General features: G+C 57.6%; 13 protein-coding genes. 5 read left to right on the top strand and 8 right to left on the bottom strand.

The genetic code is table 11. The features are described from left to right. Positions 1-87 precede the first annotated feature (87 nt). The 3 genes from pheT to K529_RS24010 form a co-directional block, all read right to left on the bottom strand. On the bottom strand, positions 88-2484 hold the full coding sequence (gene pheT / locus K529_RS20275; protein WP_005612927.1) for a phenylalanine--tRNA ligase subunit beta: 2397 nt from the start codon (positions 2482-2484) through the stop codon (positions 88-90). Positions 2485-2626: 142 nt separating this feature from the next. After that, positions 2627-2761: a YrhK family protein gene (locus K529_RS24015; RefSeq protein ID WP_005612925.1), complete on the bottom strand. Its 135-nt coding sequence runs from the start codon at positions 2759-2761 to the stop codon at positions 2627-2629. Continuing rightward, positions 2761-3039, bottom strand: a complete 279-nt coding sequence (locus tag K529_RS24010; protein ID WP_319822652.1) for a YrhK family protein — start codon at positions 3037-3039, stop codon at positions 2761-2763. The genes K529_RS24015 and K529_RS24010 overlap by 1 nt, the downstream gene beginning before the upstream one ends. Between K529_RS24010 and K529_RS20265 the strand changes: the two genes are divergently transcribed. Together K529_RS20265 and adh are read left to right on the top strand one after the other, a co-directional pair. Further along, on the top strand, positions 3038-3997 hold the full coding sequence (locus K529_RS20265; RefSeq protein ID WP_198528114.1) for a GAF domain-containing protein: 960 nt from the start codon (positions 3038-3040) through the stop codon (positions 3995-3997). The genes K529_RS24010 and K529_RS20265 overlap by 2 nt on opposite strands. 146 nt (positions 3998-4143) lie before the next feature. Then, a complete protein-coding gene (gene adh / locus K529_RS20260; protein ID WP_005612920.1) occupies positions 4144-5664 on the top strand; it encodes an aldehyde dehydrogenase in 1521 nt (506 codons plus the stop codon). Positions 5665-5706: 42 nt separating this feature from the next. Here the strand turns inward: adh and K529_RS20255 are convergent, their stop codons facing one another. The 4 genes from K529_RS20255 to K529_RS20240 all read right to left on the bottom strand — a co-directional run bounded on the left by K529_RS20255 (position 5707) and on the right by K529_RS20240 (position 11622). After that, complete coding sequence (locus tag K529_RS20255) at positions 5707-7314, bottom strand: SDR family oxidoreductase (RefSeq protein ID WP_005612919.1); 1608 nt, start codon at positions 7312-7314, stop codon at positions 5707-5709. Next, positions 7311-7760 carry a thiol-disulfide oxidoreductase DCC family protein gene (locus K529_RS20250; RefSeq protein ID WP_040641501.1) on the bottom strand — a complete coding sequence of 150 codons (450 nt, stop codon included), beginning with the start codon at positions 7758-7760 and terminating at the stop codon, positions 7311-7313. The genes K529_RS20255 and K529_RS20250 overlap by 4 nt, the downstream gene beginning before the upstream one ends. Before the next feature lie 90 nt (positions 7761-7850). Continuing rightward, entirely contained in the window at positions 7851-10580 is a 2730-nt protein-coding gene (gene metH / locus K529_RS20245) for a methionine synthase (protein ID WP_005612917.1), read from the bottom strand. Continuing rightward, positions 10573-11622 (bottom strand): homocysteine S-methyltransferase family protein, encoded by a 1050-nt coding sequence (locus K529_RS20240; RefSeq protein WP_005612916.1) that lies wholly within the window; start codon positions 11620-11622, stop codon positions 10573-10575. Before K529_RS20240 ends, metH begins: the two co-directional genes overlap by 8 nt. 306 nt (positions 11623-11928) lie before the next feature. Here K529_RS20240 and K529_RS20235 point away from each other — a divergent pair, with 306 nt between their 5' ends. After that, complete coding sequence (locus K529_RS20235; RefSeq protein ID WP_005612915.1) at positions 11929-13893, top strand: TonB-dependent receptor plug domain-containing protein; 1965 nt, start codon at positions 11929-11931, stop codon at positions 13891-13893. Between the two features lie 42 nt (positions 13894-13935). On the opposite strand, the gene K529_RS20230 is transcribed toward K529_RS20235, so the two are convergent. Further along, positions 13936-14415 (bottom strand): MarR family winged helix-turn-helix transcriptional regulator, encoded by a 480-nt coding sequence (locus tag K529_RS20230; protein WP_005612913.1) that lies wholly within the window; start codon positions 14413-14415, stop codon positions 13936-13938. Positions 14416-14730: 315 nt separating this feature from the next. Between K529_RS20230 and K529_RS20225 the strand changes: the two genes are divergently transcribed. After that, positions 14731-15459, top strand: coding sequence for a phosphatidylserine decarboxylase (locus K529_RS20225; protein ID WP_264753298.1), 729 nt, complete (start codon positions 14731-14733; stop codon positions 15457-15459). Then, entirely contained in the window at positions 15452-16219 is a 768-nt protein-coding gene (gene pssA / locus K529_RS20220; RefSeq protein WP_005612909.1) for a CDP-diacylglycerol--serine O-phosphatidyltransferase, read from the top strand. Before K529_RS20225 ends, pssA begins: the two co-directional genes overlap by 8 nt.

Genomic DNA, 16219 nt, shown 5'->3' with positions numbered 1-16219 from the left:
GGCTGGCCCCTCGCAACCCTAACAAAAAACGCGCCCCATTCTTTCAGGGGCGCGTTGGGTGAATTCAGCAAAAGCTTAACGATGCGATCAGCCGCGCAGCGTTCCGCCTGTGGCTTTGCTGACCTTGGCGACAATCTTCTCGCTTACCGCCTCGATGTCCTTTTCGGTCAAGGTCTTGTCGACAGGCTGCAAACGTACCGCAATCGCCAGAGATTTCTTACCTTCGCCCAGCGCGCCGCCGATAAATTCATCAAAGACGCGCACATCCTCGATCAGTGCCTTGTCAGCACCCGCCGCGGCATTCACCAGCGTCAGTGCTTCAACCTCTGCGTCCACCACAAAGGCAAAGTCCCGCTCCACCGCCTGGAGATCGCTGATCGCCAGCGCGCTGCGGCTTGCGCCGGTGTTGCGCGGCAGTGGGATCTCATCCGGGTAGATCGTGAAGGCAACCGCTGTGCCCTTTATGCCAAGCTCACTCAGCACCTTGGGGTGCAACTCGCCAAAGACACCAAGCGTCTTCTTAGGGCCAAGGCAAATCCGGCCATGACGGCCCGGATGCCACCAAGTATCCCCTTCACGCAGAATTTGCACTTTGGCGGGCGCACCAATGGCGGCCAGCACCGCTTCGGCATCGGCCTTGGCGTCATAGACATCCCAATTGCGCGAGGCACCGTGGACATCTTTCGGTCCGTTGCGATTGACCAGAAGACCCGAGATTTGGATGCGTTCCTCGCCGGGCTCGCCACCGGTAAAGGCCGGACCAACCTCAAACAGAGACACATCAGCGAACCCGCGCGCCTGATTGCGCGCAGCGGCCTGCAAAAGCCCCGGCAACAGGTCAGGACGCAGATGTGACATTTCCGAAGAGATCGGGTTGGCCAACATGGTCACATCGGTGCCACCACCAAACAGTCCTGCTGCCGCTTTGTCGATAAACGTGTAGCTCACCACCTCATTATAACCGAGCGAAGCTGCCGTGCGGCGCGCCATTTGCAGGCGGCGCTGCTGCGGCGTCATCACCGGAGCCGGGATACCAGCGGTCAGGCGCGGCAGCGGTTTGCCCTCAAGTTTGGTGAGCGAAGCAATGCGCGCAACTTCCTCGACCAGATCAGCCTCGCCCTGAACGTCAGGACGCCAGCTTGGCACATGGGCCAAATTCCCTTCGAGGCGGAAACCAAGACGCGTCAAAGTCTGGCGTTGCTCGCTTTCCGGAATATCCATCCCAACCAGCGACTGCACCCGCTCTGCGTTTAGACGGTAGGCGCGTGAATGATCGGGCACATCGCCTGCGGAAACCACGTTGGAGGGCTCGCCACCGCACAGATCAAGGATCATCTGCGTAGCGCGCTCCAACCCTTCGTAGGTGTATTCCGGGTCGACACCGCGCTCAAACCGGTAGCGCGCATCTGAGTTGATCTTGAGCGCACGACCGGTGGTCGCGATTTGGACGTGATCCCAAAACGCGCTCTCAAGGAACACATCAACAGTCTCGTCGGTGCAGCCGGTTTCTTCACCACCCATGATGCCAGCAATGCTCTCGGCACCATTGTCATCGGAGATGACCATCTGGCCCGCCTGCATCGTGTAGGTTTTCTCATCAAGCGCCAGCAGCTCTTCACCGCCTGCCGCCCGGTGGACGCGCAGATTACCCGTGACCTTGGCCGCATCGAAAACATGCAGCGGGCGGTTCTGATCAAAGGTGAAGAAGTTGGTGATATCCACCAGTGCAGAGATCGGACGCAGGCCAATCGCCGTCAGTCGGTCCTGCAGCCACTTGGGCGAGGGGCCGTTTTTCACGCCACGGATCATGCGGCCTGTGAACAGCGGGCAACCATCCAGAGTGTCCTCATCAATGGTGACCTTGATCGGGCTCTCATACTGGCCTTCAACCGGTGTGTAACCGGTGGTTTTCAGCGTCCCCAATCCACGCGCTGCCAGATCACGGGCAATCCCGTGGATACCAAGCGCGTCCGGACGGTTTGGCGTGATGGCGATTTCAATGACGGGATCGACCTTGGAGGGATCGTTAGCCGCCAGCCAATCGACCAGCTTGTCGCCGACGTCGCCAGAGGGCAGTTCAACAATGCCGTCATGATCTTCGCCCAGCGTCAGCTCTTTCCAAGAGGCCATCATACCATGGCTTTCAACGCCACGGATTTTGCCAACAGAGAGGGTGAAATCCAGCCCCGGCACATAGTCGCCCGGTTTACACAGAACCACGGTGATGCCTTCCCGCGCGTTGGGTGCACCACAAACGATCTGTTTTTCGCCCTCATCGGTCATCACGCGACATACGCGCAGACGGTCCGCATCCGGGTGCTGCTCTGCGCCAACCACCTTGGCCAGTGTAAACGCACCGAGCATATCGGCGGGGTTCACGACCTCCTCGACCTCCAGCCCGAGGTCGGTCAGGGTCTCGGTGATCTCCTCAACGCTTGCATCAGTGTCGAGGTGGTCCTTGAGCCAGGAGAGAGTGAATTTCATCGGTCAGCGCCCTTTGGCAAAGTCATCAGGTTTGTCCATGGCAATGGCAAAGATTGCCTCCGGGTTCAAGCCTTGGCGCACCATGGTCGAACCGCTTCGTATAAGATGCGACCTGAAAGCCGCCCGCAGGGCGCAGTCGCGCTCAGTCCTGATAGCGTTTTGCCAAGATATCGTCGTCACCCATTGCGGCGAGTTTGATTTCCCGGATCAACCGAATACTGGGCTTTGCTGCAAACAAGACGGAGCCAAACAGGAACAACCATGTGCCTGCGGTCATCAATGGCTCAAAAAGAAAAAGATCGACCCAACAATAAAACTGAATGCAGCACCGAAGTCTGCAAAAGTATATGCGATTTCAAATCGAGCGTAGCGGCGCTGCTTTGCTGTGCTGCCGTGCCTGTGGTCTTTTTCAAATAACATATGTCTCTCCCGGTTTTGCTCCAATGCCACCCTACCTTGGCAAGCAGGTAGCCCGCCGCAACCTGCGCCCAATACGCGAGGCTTTCCAGAACGCGGATCGCTCGCTATCGTCGGTGACTGAGGGTGTTTCAGCATGAGTTCTCTATCACGGCATATCGATCATGTCCTTAAAACCGCCGGTCATCCGGGTGCGGCGGCGCGGTCACGGCTGGCCGCTTCATGGCGCAGGTCGCTCAATCACTACGGGCTTGACCCCGGTCAACACCGCGAGGTGCAACGTGTATGTGCGCACGCCTTAACCGAGCGGCTCGATCAAGCGGACAGGATGCGCCGTATCGCTCTGCCAAAGATTGATGCCTTGTTTCAACTTGTTGGTGGATCAGGCTGCGGCGTCTTGCTGACCGATGCGGAAGGGGTGGTTCTGGATCTGCGCGCAAGTGATGGCGATCGTGATACCTTTCACGCATGGGGGCTCACGCCGGGAGCCGATTGGTCCGAGGCCTCCGAAGGCACCAATGGCATAGGGACCTGTATCGCCGAAGGGCGGCAGGTGATTATTCATCGCGAAGAGCACTTTCACGCCCGCAACACGGCCATGAGTTGCATGGATGCCCCAATCTTTGGTGCCGATGGTCGCCTGATCGGCGCGCTGGATGTGTCGTCAGCGCGGGCAGATCAGACCGCTTCCTTCAATCAGCTTATTGCCGCGATGGTTGCGCAGACTGCACGTCAGATTGAGGTGGAGAATTTTCGGGACGCCTTTCCCGATGCGCGTATTGTGACAGCAGAGGCGGGCGCGACGGACGCAGCGGTTCTGCTTGCGGTGGATAGTGACGATATCGTCAGAGGTGCAACCCGCGCCGCACGCAAGGCGTTCAGCCTCGCGGCCACAGGCCCTATCACCCCCTGCCCTGCGTCAGATCTTTTTGGGGGCGAGGATGAAGTGGGCGGATTTGACCGGGCCGAACGCGCTGCGGTGAACCGGGCGCTGTCGCGAGCGCGCGGAAATGTGTCCGAGGCCGCACGGCTTTTGGGTATCGGCCGCGCCACCCTTTATCGGCGCATGAAACGGCTGGGCCTCACGGGCGGATGAAATTCCTCGAACCCGCGGCCAACCTGTCTCAAAGCTGAGACAGGTTTGATGAGACTCTACGCGCAGGCAGATGACGGCGCGCGCGCCCTAGGGCAGCCTTCCTTGTGACTCCGGTGGAGGACCGGATGCACAGAGGAGGATTTTTCATGAACGAGATGACCCAGGTCGCAGGCGACTACACATCGCCTTTCAAGGCCCGCTACGACAATTTCATCGGCGGCAGTTTCGTCGCTCCGGTGAAAGGGCAGTATTTTGACAATATCACCCCCATCACTGGGGCAAAGGTTTGCGAAGTTGCGCGCTCCACTGCAGAGGACGTGGAACTGGCACTGGATGCGGCCCACGCAGCCAAAGAGAGCTGGGGCAAGACCTCGGCGGCGGAACGCGCCAATGTGCTATTAAAGATTGCGGATCGTATCGAAGAGAACCTTGAGCTGATCGCCACCGCCGAGACATGGGACAACGGCAAGCCAATCCGCGAAACCATGGCCGCCGATATTCCGCTCTCGGTCGATCATTTTCGCTATTTCGCCGGTGTCCTGCGTGCCCAAGAAGGCAGCATGTCCGAGATTGACCACGACACGGTTGCCTACCACTTCCACGAACCTCTTGGCGTGGTGGGGCAGATCATCCCGTGGAACTTCTCGGTTTTGATGGCGGCGTGGAAATTGGCACCTGCACTGGCGGCGGGCAACTGTATCGTGCTGAAACCCGCAGAGCAGACCCCGGCGGCGATCCTCGTCCTGATCGAAGTGATCTCAGACCTGTTGCCAGATGGGGTTCTGAACATCGTAAACGGTATGGGACCAGAGGTTGGCGGCCCGCTCGCAGAATCCAACCGAATTGCCAAGATCGCCTTTACCGGCTCCACCGAGACTGGGCGCATCATCATGAAGGCCGCGACCAAAAACCTGATCCCGGTCACGCTGGAACTTGGGGGCAAATCGCCCAATATCTTCTTCTCCGATGTGATGGCAGAGGATGATGCGTTTCTTGATAAGGCAGTCGAAGGCTTTGTGCTCTTTGCCTTCAACCAAGGCGAGGTTTGCACCTGCCCCTCTCGCGCGCTTATTCAGGAAGACATCTATGAAGAGTTCATCGCGCGGTGCATCGAGCGCGTGAAAGCGATCAAGCAAGGCGATCCGCGCGATATTGAAACCATGGTCGGCGCGCAGGCCAGCCGTGAACAGCAGGACAAGATCATGTCCTATCTGACCATCGGCGTCGAAGAAGGTGCAGAGGTTCTGGTCGGCGGCGATGCCGCACGGTTCAACGGTGATATCGCCAATGGGTTCTATATCCAGCCCACGATCCTCAAGGGCCACAACAAAATGCGTGTATTCCAAGAGGAAATCTTTGGCCCCGTCGTATCGGTCACCACCTTCAAAGACGAAGAAGAGGCGCTCGCGATTGCCAATGACACCATGTACGGCCTTGGCGCTGGCGTCTGGACCCGCGATGGCACCCGCGCCTATCGCTTTGGCCGCAATATCGAGGCAGGGCGCGTCTGGGTGAACAACTACCACGCCTACCCCGCTCATGCGGCCTTTGGTGGCTACAAACAGTCGGGGATCGGACGGGAAACGCACAAGATGATGCTGGACCACTATCAGCAGACGAAGAACATGCTGGTCAGCTACAACCCGAACAAACTGGGTTTCTTCTGATCCCAAACTTACTCTGGCCAGCCGCGCACTGTGCGGCTGGTCCTATCGCTCTGACGCCTCGGCGCGCGGGACTGGCGATAGCTGGCCCTGATAATGGACCAACAGATCCCCTGTGACAGGCGCATGGAGCTTCACATCAAAACAAAAACGCCCACCCTGCTCATATTCCCGCGCGATTGAGACCGGTAGCAGCCAGCGCGGCAATGGCAGCGGACCAACACGGGCGGACTTCACCGGAAAATACAGGGCGGTCTCTTCGACCGTCAGGCCAAGCAGGAATGTAAACGGGCCAAAGCGCTCAGTCATCCCGTCAGGCGTTGCGGTCAGGAAGGAACGAAACCGGCTTGAGCCGAACCGGCGGTTCCATCGCTCACCCTGTGGCGTTGCAGTCTTTACCACCTCAACGTCGATCTCACCTGCCTCGGGTGGAAATCCAAACAGACCTCCCAGAAATCGGCTCCAGAGGCTGCTCCCCCGACGCACACGCGCCTGCCCCTGCCAACGGCTGATATCCGTCGTGAGATGCGTTTTGCGCACCACTTCGGGCAAGGCATCAAACGACGCTCCGAGCACCGGCGGAAATATAGGCTGGAAGGGTACAGAGGCTACTTCGGTCTTCACGCGCAAGTCTGACATCGCTGCCTTGGCCTCCTCAAGAGTGATGACATCAAGCGCCGGACGCGCGCCCACGGGGAGAACATTGCGGCGCAAGAGCGCGCGTGTCGCAATTGCCGGGATATACGGCCCGTCCCCGTCTTCGGCCAGCAAACGCCAATAGCGCCGCTCGCCAGCAACTACCACCATTACCGACATACCGCCCCGTCCGCTCCCAAACGGGGAGAGAAGATCGGCGGCGATTTTGAAAACCTGCACCACAAATCCATTCACAGGTACCCGCACAAATTTGCGCAACAGAGCGAACGCCGCCAGCCCGTAGCGCATGATGGCCAGCTCAAGCCCCGCCCGAAAGGTCACACTGTCAGCCCCGAAATGCGCGGGAAATAACGACTGGTCTGGCACCTCAATCTGCCAGCCCTGACGACGCACCCCGTCCGGGAGATCATACATGCGAGGGTCCGACCAACCTGTGACCTCCTCCCACGCACCACTGCGCCAGACCCGCATGGGACGTCCTGCCTGCGACAGGATTGAGGTCATCACTGAAATGCCACGCGGGCTGCGATTGCCCGGCAAAATCGCCGTATCAATCACCTCTGGTCTGGCGCCCGCTGACAACGCGCTCACCGCCGCGCTTGAGAGGGCAGGCACTGATGAGAGGCCCGAGATCGCCGCCCGCCCGACCGCCTGCGCCTCGGTGTCCAATGCGCGGATACCAACACAAAACGCGGCATTATCAGAGAGATCCAGATAATGTTGCCCTGCTTTCAGAGCGGCACGTGCCAGTCGATAGGGATCAGGCCCATGGGTATGAAACGGACCCGCTGCATCAATCACCACATCAAAGCCGACAACGCTGGAGAGATCACCATCGCGATCCAGCGTGATGGCATCACAGCCAAGCTCAGATGCAAGCACCTGCACACGCGCCCTGTTTCGCGCCGCGAGTGTGACCTGATGTTCATCTCGGATCAGCAACCGCGCAAGGCGCGAGCCAAAAACACCCGTCCCACCTATGAGCAGTACTTTCACTGCATCAGCCTTTTGCGAAATTCAGGATCAGGTAAGGCGCACATATCGGCACGTCCGAACACCCTGTAGCGATTGCGGGCCAGACGTTGATAGAGCCAATCCCGCAAGAAACGCGGGCAAAGCCGCAGCACGCAAACCATACGCCCCCATCCACCAAAGCTCTGGCCCGCGTGGATCACTGCCTCAAAGTCCACATGCGCGCGCCCTGCATCGAGATAAAGCCAGCTCGTCGGGTCATTGGGGCGCAAGCCGTAATGGCGCAAGAGCGCGGCACCAAGATCAGATTGCACCGGACAGATCCGAACCCGGCGACTGTTATCCAACCGATGGATCATGCGTGCGCCCCAGCTACAAATCGCACATTCCGCATCCATCACGGCAATGGGCGCGCTATCGTCAAAGGCCGGGACCTGCGGATCATCGCGGTAAGAATAGGGCTGGGTCATAATGCGCAGATCATCGCCAGTGCGATCACACAACGCAACCTTGTTTCAGGGTCCAGTCCCGCGACAGAATGGACCCTGTTTCTCCAAGGGTTACTCCGCAGCGATCACCGCACGATCACCCGGCCGATAGTTCAGAATCGGGGTAAGCCAGCGCTCGACCTCCTCAAGGGGCATGCCCTTGCGATCTGCATATTCTGCCACCTGATCCTGTTCCACCTTGGCCACACCAAAGTAATAGGCATCCGGGTGGCCGATATATATCCCCGAGACCGATGATCCCGGCCACATCGCCATGCTCTCGGTGAGTTCAACACCCGTGGTCGCCTCAGCATCAAGCAGGCGGAACAGGGTGAGCTTTTCGGTATGATCGGGTTGCGCCGGATATCCCGGAGCGGGCCGTATCCCGCGATAGGGTTCACCAATCAGCTCTTCGGGCGCAAAAGCCTCCTCTGGGGCATAGCCCCAGTAGTCACGGCGCACTCGTTCATGCAGCATTTCGGCCATTGCCTCAGCGTAGCGATCCGCAAGAGCCTTGACCATGATCGCGCTGTAATCATCGCCCGCTTTTTCAAAGGCTTCGGCAATAGCGACCTCTTCCGGGCCTGTCGTCACCACAAAGCCGCCGACCCAATCTGCCACGCCTTCGGGGGCAACGAAATCCGCCATTGCGAGGTTCGGGCTGTTCTTGCGTTTGGAGGTCTGCTGACGCAGCGTATAGAGTGTTGCAAGTTCTTGCGCGCGCGTTTCATCCGTGAACAGTCGGATGTCGTCACCATGCCGATTTGCGGGCCAGAACCCGACCACAGCGCGCGGTTTGAACCACTGCTCGCTGATGATTTGCTCCAGCATGGCCTGCGCATCTTTCAACAGCGCACGCGCTGCCTCGCCATATTTTTCATGCTCCAGTATGCGCGGATAGACACCCTTCAGCTCCCATGTCTGGAAGAACGGGGTCCAGTCGATGTAACGTGCGATCTCTGCCAAGTCCCAGTCTTCAACCACCTGAGCGCCGGTAAACTTAGGTGCCTCGACGCTATAGTCGCTCCAGTCGATCTGCATCGCATTCGCCCGCGCTGCCGCCAGAGGCAGACGGGTTTTAGCACGCTCGGCGCGCTCGTGCCGTTCGGCCACCTCATTATATTCGGAGCGAATATCAGCAATGTAGGTGTCACGTTGCGTGTCGCTCAGAAGCGAGGAAACCACACCGACCGCACGGCTGGCATCTGTGACGTATATGGCCTGATTGCGCGAATATTGCGGTGAGATCTTCACCGCGGTATGAACCTTAGAGGTGGTGGCGCCACCGATCAGGAGCGGGATGTTAAATCCCTCGCGTTCCAACTCGGACGCCAAGTGCACCATCTCATCCAGCGATGGAGTGATCAGGCCAGACAGACCGATCACATCGACATTATGCGCACGCGCTTCCTCTAGGATCTTTTGCGGCGGCACCATCACGCCGAGGTCGATGATCTCAAAGTTATTACACGCCAGAACAACACCGACGATGTTCTTGCCAATATCATGCACATCGCCTTTGACGGTGGCCATCAGCACGGTGCCTGCGGTGTCCTTGCCGCCTCCGCCGCTCTGGCGTTTTTCTTCTTCCATATATGGCAAAAGCACTGCCACAGCCTGTTTCATAACGCGGGCGGATTTCACCACTTGCGGCAGGAACATCTTCCCCGCACCAAAGAGATCACCCACCACATTCATGCCGTCCATCAGCGGACCTTCGATTACATGCAAAGGGCGGTCGGCGGCCTGACGGGCTTCTTCGGTGTCCTCCTCGACGAACTCAGTGATCCCGTTCACCAGCGCATGCTCAAGCCGTTTCTCCACGGACCATTCACGCCACGACAGATCACGTTTCTTTTCTTCGCGCGCACCGCCCTTGAACCGTTCGGCAATGTCCAAGAGGTTCTCGGTTGCGGTGCCACCGGATTTGGGCGTGCGGTTCAGCACAACATCTTCGCAGGCCTCGCGTAGTTCCGGGTCGATCTGGTCATAGACCGCAAGCTGGCCCGCGTTGACGATCCCCATATCCATGCCGACCTTGATCGCATGATACAGAAACACCGCATGCATCGCCTCGCGCACGGGCTCATTGCCGCGAAAGCTGAACGACAGGTTCGAGACCCCGCCTGAGATATGGCAATGCGGCAGATTTTCCCTGATCCAGCGCGTCGCCTCGATGAAATCGACACCGTAGTTGTCGTGCTCCTCGATGCCGGTCGCCACCGCAAACACATTGGGATCAAAGATGATATCTTCGGGCGGAAAGCCGACCTGCTCGGTGAGGATCTTGTAGGCGCGCGCGCAGATTTCGATTTTACGCTCAAAACTATCGGCCTGACCGTCCTCATCAAAAGCCATTACGACGACAGCTGCGCCGTAGGCCAGACATAGGCCCGCCTGATGCAGGAAACTCTCCTCACCTTCCTTGAGCGAGATGGAGTTCACAATCGGCTTGCCTTGAACACATTTCAGACCGGCCTCGATCACCTCCCATTTGGAGCTGTCGATCATGATCGGCACCCGCGCAATATCGGGTTCCGCTGCCACGAGGTTCAGGAAATCGATCATCGCCTGCTTGGAGTCAATCAGCCCTTCATCCATGTTGATGTCGATGATCTGCGCACCGTTTTCTACCTGATCCCGCGCGACATCCAATGCGGTGGCATAGTCGCGATTGGTGATCAGTTTTCTGAATTTGGCAGAGCCGGTGACATTGGTCCGCTCGCCCACGTTGACGAAGGGAATATCCTTGGTCAGCACAAAAGGCTCAAGACCGGACAGGCGAAGCAGTGGCTCAGACATTTGCGGTCTCCCGGATCTGACGTGGGGCGTAAGGGGCGACATGTTCGGCAATGGCGCGGATATGCTCAGGCGTGGTGCCGCAGCACCCACCCACCACATTCACCAGACCCTCTTTCGCAAAGATCTCGACCTTCGCGGCGGTGTCTTCGGGCTCTTCGTCATATTGGCCAAAAGCGTTGGGCAGGCCTGCATTCGGATAAGCACACACCAGCGACTCTGCGACTCCGGCCAGTTCGGTCAGGTGAGGACGCATTGCATCGGCCCCCAATGCGCAATTGAGCCCAACCGTGAATGGGCGCGCATGGCGCACAGAATGCCAGAAAGCGGTCGGTGTCTGCCCCGAAAGGGTACGACCCGAGGCGTCCGTAATGGTACCGGAAATCATGATGGGCAGACGTTCGCCATGTTCTGCGAAAGCCTCGAAACACGCAAAAATCGCTGCCTTGGCGTTCAGCGTGTCAAAGATAGTCTCGATCAGGATCAAATCCGACCCGCCCGCAATCAGACCTCGGATCTGCTGCCCATAGGCAATGCGCAGCTCGTCAAAGGTCACGGCGCGATAGCCGGGATCATTCACATCGGGGCTGATCGAAGCGGTCCGGTTGGTAGGCCCGACAGCGCCCGCGACCCAGCGGGGCTTGCCATCCTCTGCGGTGGCGCGATCCATGGCCCGACGCGCGACGCGCGCGCCTTCGGCATTCAAATCATGCACGGCATCCTCAAGCGCGTAATCCGCCTGCGCGATGGTTGTCGAAGAAAACGTATTGGTTTCAACAATGTCTGCGCCAGCCATCGCAAAGTCATAGTGGATCTGCTCAACCGCTTCCGGCTGGGTCAAGATCAGCAGATCGTTGTTTCCCTTCTGCGGATGATCGGAGTGATACGCACATGTATGCCCACCGTGGCCGCGGAACGCCTCTTCATCCAAGCCCAGAGTTTGAATCTGTGTCCCCATCGCCCCGTCGAGGATCAGGATGCGTTCTTGGGCAGTTCGGGTCAGGGCCTCAAAGGCTTTGGACTTGGGTAGGCTAAAGTTATGCATGTTTCCGCTCGCAGAGTTTCGCACACACATAGTGGCCCCGCGACCAGTAAGCAAATTCATCTTATGGCAGATGATTATGAGTTTTACTCACATTCAGTCTAATCCGACCAACCTCAACGACCGCAGATTGCTGCAGGGCGGGTTTGTGACATGCGGACCACGAAAGGCGGGAAAGTCACCAAAAACAGATCATAAATCCACTACATGCACTTGCATGTTAACAATGTCGCGCCTATCGGCTGGGCCACCGCTCCGCCAGCTTTCCCTTGTGCCAGCACAGCATCCACCCCGTTCAATGGAAATGTTATGGCTGCTCATATCACCTCAACCCGGGCGCTTCTGGCCTGCGGAACTGCCCTCACCTTTATGTCGACAACACCTCTTTGGGCGCAGGAGGCAGAGGTTTTCTCGCTCGACCCTATCATCGTGCGCCAGCAGGACCCCTTCGGCGAGGCTGCTGATCGCGCGACTGCGGTCTACGTCGCAGATGCCGAGATTGACCGCGCCCGCATGGGCGACGTCAAAGATCTGTTTGCGGGGATCGCCTCCGCTGCGGTTGGGGGCGGTATCCCGGTCGCGCAGAAGATTTTCGTCAACGGCGTCGATATGCTGAACCTCGCGATCCAGCTTGACGGTATCCCACAGAACAACCGTGTATTTCACCACGTCAGCGCCAATGCCTTCGATCCCGGTCTGATGAAGTCTGTGCGCGTTGATCCGGGCGTGGCTCCGGCGGATGCTGGCCCGCAGGCGCTTGCTGGTCGCGTAGTCATGGAAACCATCGATGCCGAAGATTTTCTCGATGACGGTGCAAATTTTGGCGGCAAAGCGCATCTGAGCTATGGCGACAATGGCCGCACCGTAGGCGGCGCACTGACCTTGGCCGCGCGTTCATCTGGATTTGAAATCCTCGGATATACCCGGCGTATGACAGGTGAAAATTACACCGATGGCGACGGTCGGGTAATGGAAGGATCAGGCGCAGATCTGTCGGCAACATTGCTGAAGCTGGCCTATGAATCCGCTGAGGGCCATCGTGTAGAGTTCTCGGCTCAGCGGCTGGAAGATGCAGCAGAGCGGAATTACCGCGCAAACTTCGGCCCCGGCGCAGGAACCCGCTTTTATGATACAGCGAGAAGCACAGTGTCGCTTCGGTATGAAAACACACTCGCGGATGGGATTTGGGATCCGTCGGTGACAATCGGTTACTCCGAAACGGACGTAAAAACGCCAGTTCCCTATGCAGATGATGCGAAATCCCGCACCAAATCCATCACAATCGCCAACGAGTTCCATCTCTCTGACGTGAGCTCGATTACCGCCGGTATCGATTATCAGGATAAGAAGAACCGGTATCGTGCCAACTGGATCAGCGACACGCCGTTCGAGCAAAGCAAAAACACAGGTATTTTTGCACAAGCCCGTTTGCAGCCAACAGAACATCTGAAAGTTTCAGCCGGTCTTCGCTATGACTGGATGGACTTTAGTGACAGGTACGAGGCGAACACCAGCGTCTCGGGGGCAAGCGGCAACCTGTCTGTTGTCTATCAGGCAACGGATTCATTGTCTCTGCGCGCAGGATACTCGTCAGTTTTCGGTGGCATCAATCTTGAGGATAACTACCTGCTTGGGGACACCTGGGATTACTCCGGGCTGACCGAAACCTCGCGCTCGGACAACATTGTTGTCGGGATCGACTGGAAACAGGGCGGCTGGACCTTGGGTGCGGAGCTGTTTCAAACCGAAATCGAGAACGCGCGTGGTTCAACCTATAACCGTACCACAAGTCGATACGAGGCCAGTCACTATGACTTTGAAAGCAGCGGCTTCAATATCGGGGCGACCTACGACTGGGACAGTGGTTTTGCGCGCCTGACCTATTCAAACAGCAAACCCAAGATCAACGGCACCGAAGCCGGCAGCTATGAGACCTTGGACCTTGGCGCACCACTGGGTGAGGTTATCGCACTCGAAATTCAGCAGAGCCTTCCGCAATACAATCTGTTGGTCGGCGGCAGCCTCGATATGGCTCTCGATTATGAGGGGCAAGGGATCGACACCGATCAAACCTTTGAGGGCTATGAGGTGGTAAATCTATTTGCCGAGTACACCCCGCCTGCGCTGAACGGTGTCACCATTCGCGGCTCGATCAATAACCTCTTTGATCAGGCTTACGCAGATCGCGCGACCTACGGCGGCGACTATGCCGGGTTCTCCACCCTGAATGAACCGGGGCGGACCTTCGTCCTTGAGGCGATCATGCGCTTTTGAACAACCTACCCCGACGCTATTGGGCGTTGGGGCACTCACATTTCAAGGCAACATCTTGATGAGAAGATAAGCAATTTCATAGGCTTCATCCTCATCCATGGTCGGGCCGATCACCTCTTGGATCGTGTCCATATAGATTGGCCAGACACGTTCGTGCAGCCCCTCGCCTTCTGGCGTCAGAAACAGGATCTGCTTGCGCTTACCGTCCGAGACATACTCGCGCCGCAGCAAACCTTCTTCTTGCATCCGCCCTATGTGCCGCGAGAGCGCGTATTGTGGCACGAAGAGAGTTTCTTCGAGCTGTTGCATGGGCTTGCCGGTCGGTCCGGCATTTTCCACTGCCAGTAAGATTTCGTACCAGATTGGGTCTTTCAATCCTTCACGGCGCATAGCCTTAGCCATCACCGGATAGAATTTCCGGTGCGCGCGCATGATGTTGAACCACAGCCGGTTATAGCCAACCTTGTGGTCTTCGGGACCAAAGAGCTGCTTTGCACGTTGTACGGTTTCTTGGCGGCTCATATCAGACGTCACTTTGATCTCATGTGAAGAAAAGAGGCGGGATGAAAGGATGGCTCAAAATTGAGTTCGTGAAACCGCATCTTTATTCAGCAGAACGCCGGGCAGAACAAGATCGAGATACCACTCCAAGCAACATCGCGCCTTGTGGCGGGACATCGCCGACGCGCCACCAAATACCACGGTCTTGAACCGCTCGGTTCAAACAAAGCTGCTGGTTTCATGATCATGGTCAGTAGCTAGGGACGTCAGGACATGCTACGGGAGGCCTGACTGCCGGGGAAGTGGCGCAAATCAGCCGCAAAGACCATCCCGCGCCTGCGTTCCAATACAAGGGAAATAACTATGAACATGATCGGGACTTTCATCAAACCTATGCACCCTGAGGGGCGCAAGTTTGTCGCGATCTTTGCTGCAGTAACCTTTGGGCTTTTCCTGCTGACCCCGATTTTAGGCTGGATTGGTGTGGGTTTGACCGTCTGGTGTTATTACTTTTTCCGCGATCCTGAAAGGGTTACACCTGCGCGACCGGGTCTTGTGGTGTCACCTGCGGATGGGGTTATCTCCCTGATTGAACCTGCAATTCCTCCTGCGGAACTTGGCCTGCCTGATGTTCCCCTGACACGGGTGAGCGTGTTCATGAGCGTATTTAACTGCCATGTGAACCGCGCACCGGTCGCGGGCGAAGTCACGGCAGTGGCCTATCGCCCGGGCAAGTTCTTCAACGCCTCCCTAGATAAGGCCAGTGCGGACAATGAACGCAACAGCCTCGCGATCCGTATGGAAGATGGTCGCGATCTGGCTGTGGTACAGATTGCGGGCCTAGTCGCCCGCCGGATCGTGTGCTTTGTGAAACCGGGCGCGCATCTAGACCGGGGCGCGCGTTTTGGTCTGATCCGCTTTGGCTCTCGGCTGGATGTCTACCTGCCCGAAGGTGTCACACCTCTGGTCGATCTTGGTCAGACAATGGTTGCGGGAGAAACCGTGATTGCTGATTTGACTGCGGCAGCGCCGACGCAAACTGCAGCAGGGGTCGATAATGGGTGAAGGCGAAGAGCATCCTACCCCCTCACACCTGACCATCGTTCAGCTGATCCCAAATATGCTGACGATCGCTGCAATCTGCGCGGGCCTTTCTGCCATTCGATTTGGCATCGAGGGCAACTACGTGCTGGCTGTGCAATTGATCCTTGCCGCTTGCGTTCTGGATGGATTGGACGGGCGATTAGCCCGGCTCCTCAACAGTGACAGCAAGATGGGTGCCGAGTTGGACTCGCTTGCAGATTTTGTAAATTTTGGCGTCGCCCCCGCACTGGTCATCTATTTTTGGGCGCTACAGGATTTGCGCGGTATCGCCTGGATAACGGTCCTGATTTACGCGATCTGTTGTGTCGTGCGCCTCGCCCGTTTCAATGTCACCGCAAAATCTGACACGCCCGAAGACAAAGACACTGCTGGCGCTTACTTCACCGGCATTCCATCGCCAGCTGGCGCTTTGTTGGCGATGCTGCCGATGTTTCTGTCATTCGCTTTTGCCGACGCCCCTTTGCTGCCCGATGTCGTCATTTGTCTGCATTTGATCCTCGTCGGGTGGGCCATGATTGCGCGTTTTCCCGTCTGGTCCTTCAAAACCGCAAAAATCTCTCGCAACAACGTGAAGTTTTTTCTGGTCGGTTTTGCGGTACTTGGGTCGGCAGTACTTATTTATGCTTGGATCACTCTTGTAGTTCTGTGTGTCGCATATTTGATTGTAGTTTTCTGGAGCATTCTGTCCCATCGCATTTCTGAAGATAGGAAAGGACATTGA

Origin of the sequence: Tritonibacter mobilis F1926, from assembly GCF_000376545.2 — a bacterium.
Lineage (GTDB): Bacteria > Pseudomonadota > Alphaproteobacteria > Rhodobacterales > Rhodobacteraceae > Epibacterium > Epibacterium mobile.
This window is presented reverse-complemented; position numbering and strand designations above follow the sequence as displayed.

Excerpts from the sequence above, each read along its gene's own strand:
- pheT (WP_005612927.1), bottom strand. The coding sequence starts at position 2,484 with ATGAAATTCACTCTCTCCTGGCTCAAGGACCACCTCGACACTGATGCA.
- K529_RS24015 (WP_005612925.1), bottom strand. The coding sequence starts at position 2,761 with ATGACCGCAGGCACATGGTTGTTCCTGTTTGGCTCCGTCTTGTTTGCA.
- K529_RS20265 (WP_198528114.1), top strand. The coding sequence starts at position 3,038 with ATGAGTTCTCTATCACGGCATATCGATCATGTCCTTAAAACCGCCGGT.
- K529_RS24010 (WP_319822652.1), bottom strand. The coding sequence starts at position 3,039 with ATGCTGAAACACCCTCAGTCACCGACGATAGCGAGCGATCCGCGTTCT.
- adh (WP_005612920.1), top strand. The coding sequence starts at position 4,144 with ATGAACGAGATGACCCAGGTCGCAGGCGACTACACATCGCCTTTCAAG.
- K529_RS20250 (WP_040641501.1), bottom strand. The coding sequence starts at position 7,760 with ATGACCCAGCCCTATTCTTACCGCGATGATCCGCAGGTCCCGGCCTTT.
- metH (WP_005612917.1), bottom strand. The coding sequence starts at position 10,580 with ATGTCTGAGCCACTGCTTCGCCTGTCCGGTCTTGAGCCTTTTGTGCTG.
- K529_RS20240 (WP_005612916.1), bottom strand. The coding sequence starts at position 11,622 with ATGCATAACTTTAGCCTACCCAAGTCCAAAGCCTTTGAGGCCCTGACC.
- K529_RS20235 (WP_005612915.1), top strand. The coding sequence starts at position 11,929 with ATGGCTGCTCATATCACCTCAACCCGGGCGCTTCTGGCCTGCGGAACT.
- K529_RS20230 (WP_005612913.1), bottom strand. The coding sequence starts at position 14,415 with ATGAGCCGCCAAGAAACCGTACAACGTGCAAAGCAGCTCTTTGGTCCC.
- pssA (WP_005612909.1), top strand. The coding sequence starts at position 15,452 with ATGGGTGAAGGCGAAGAGCATCCTACCCCCTCACACCTGACCATCGTT.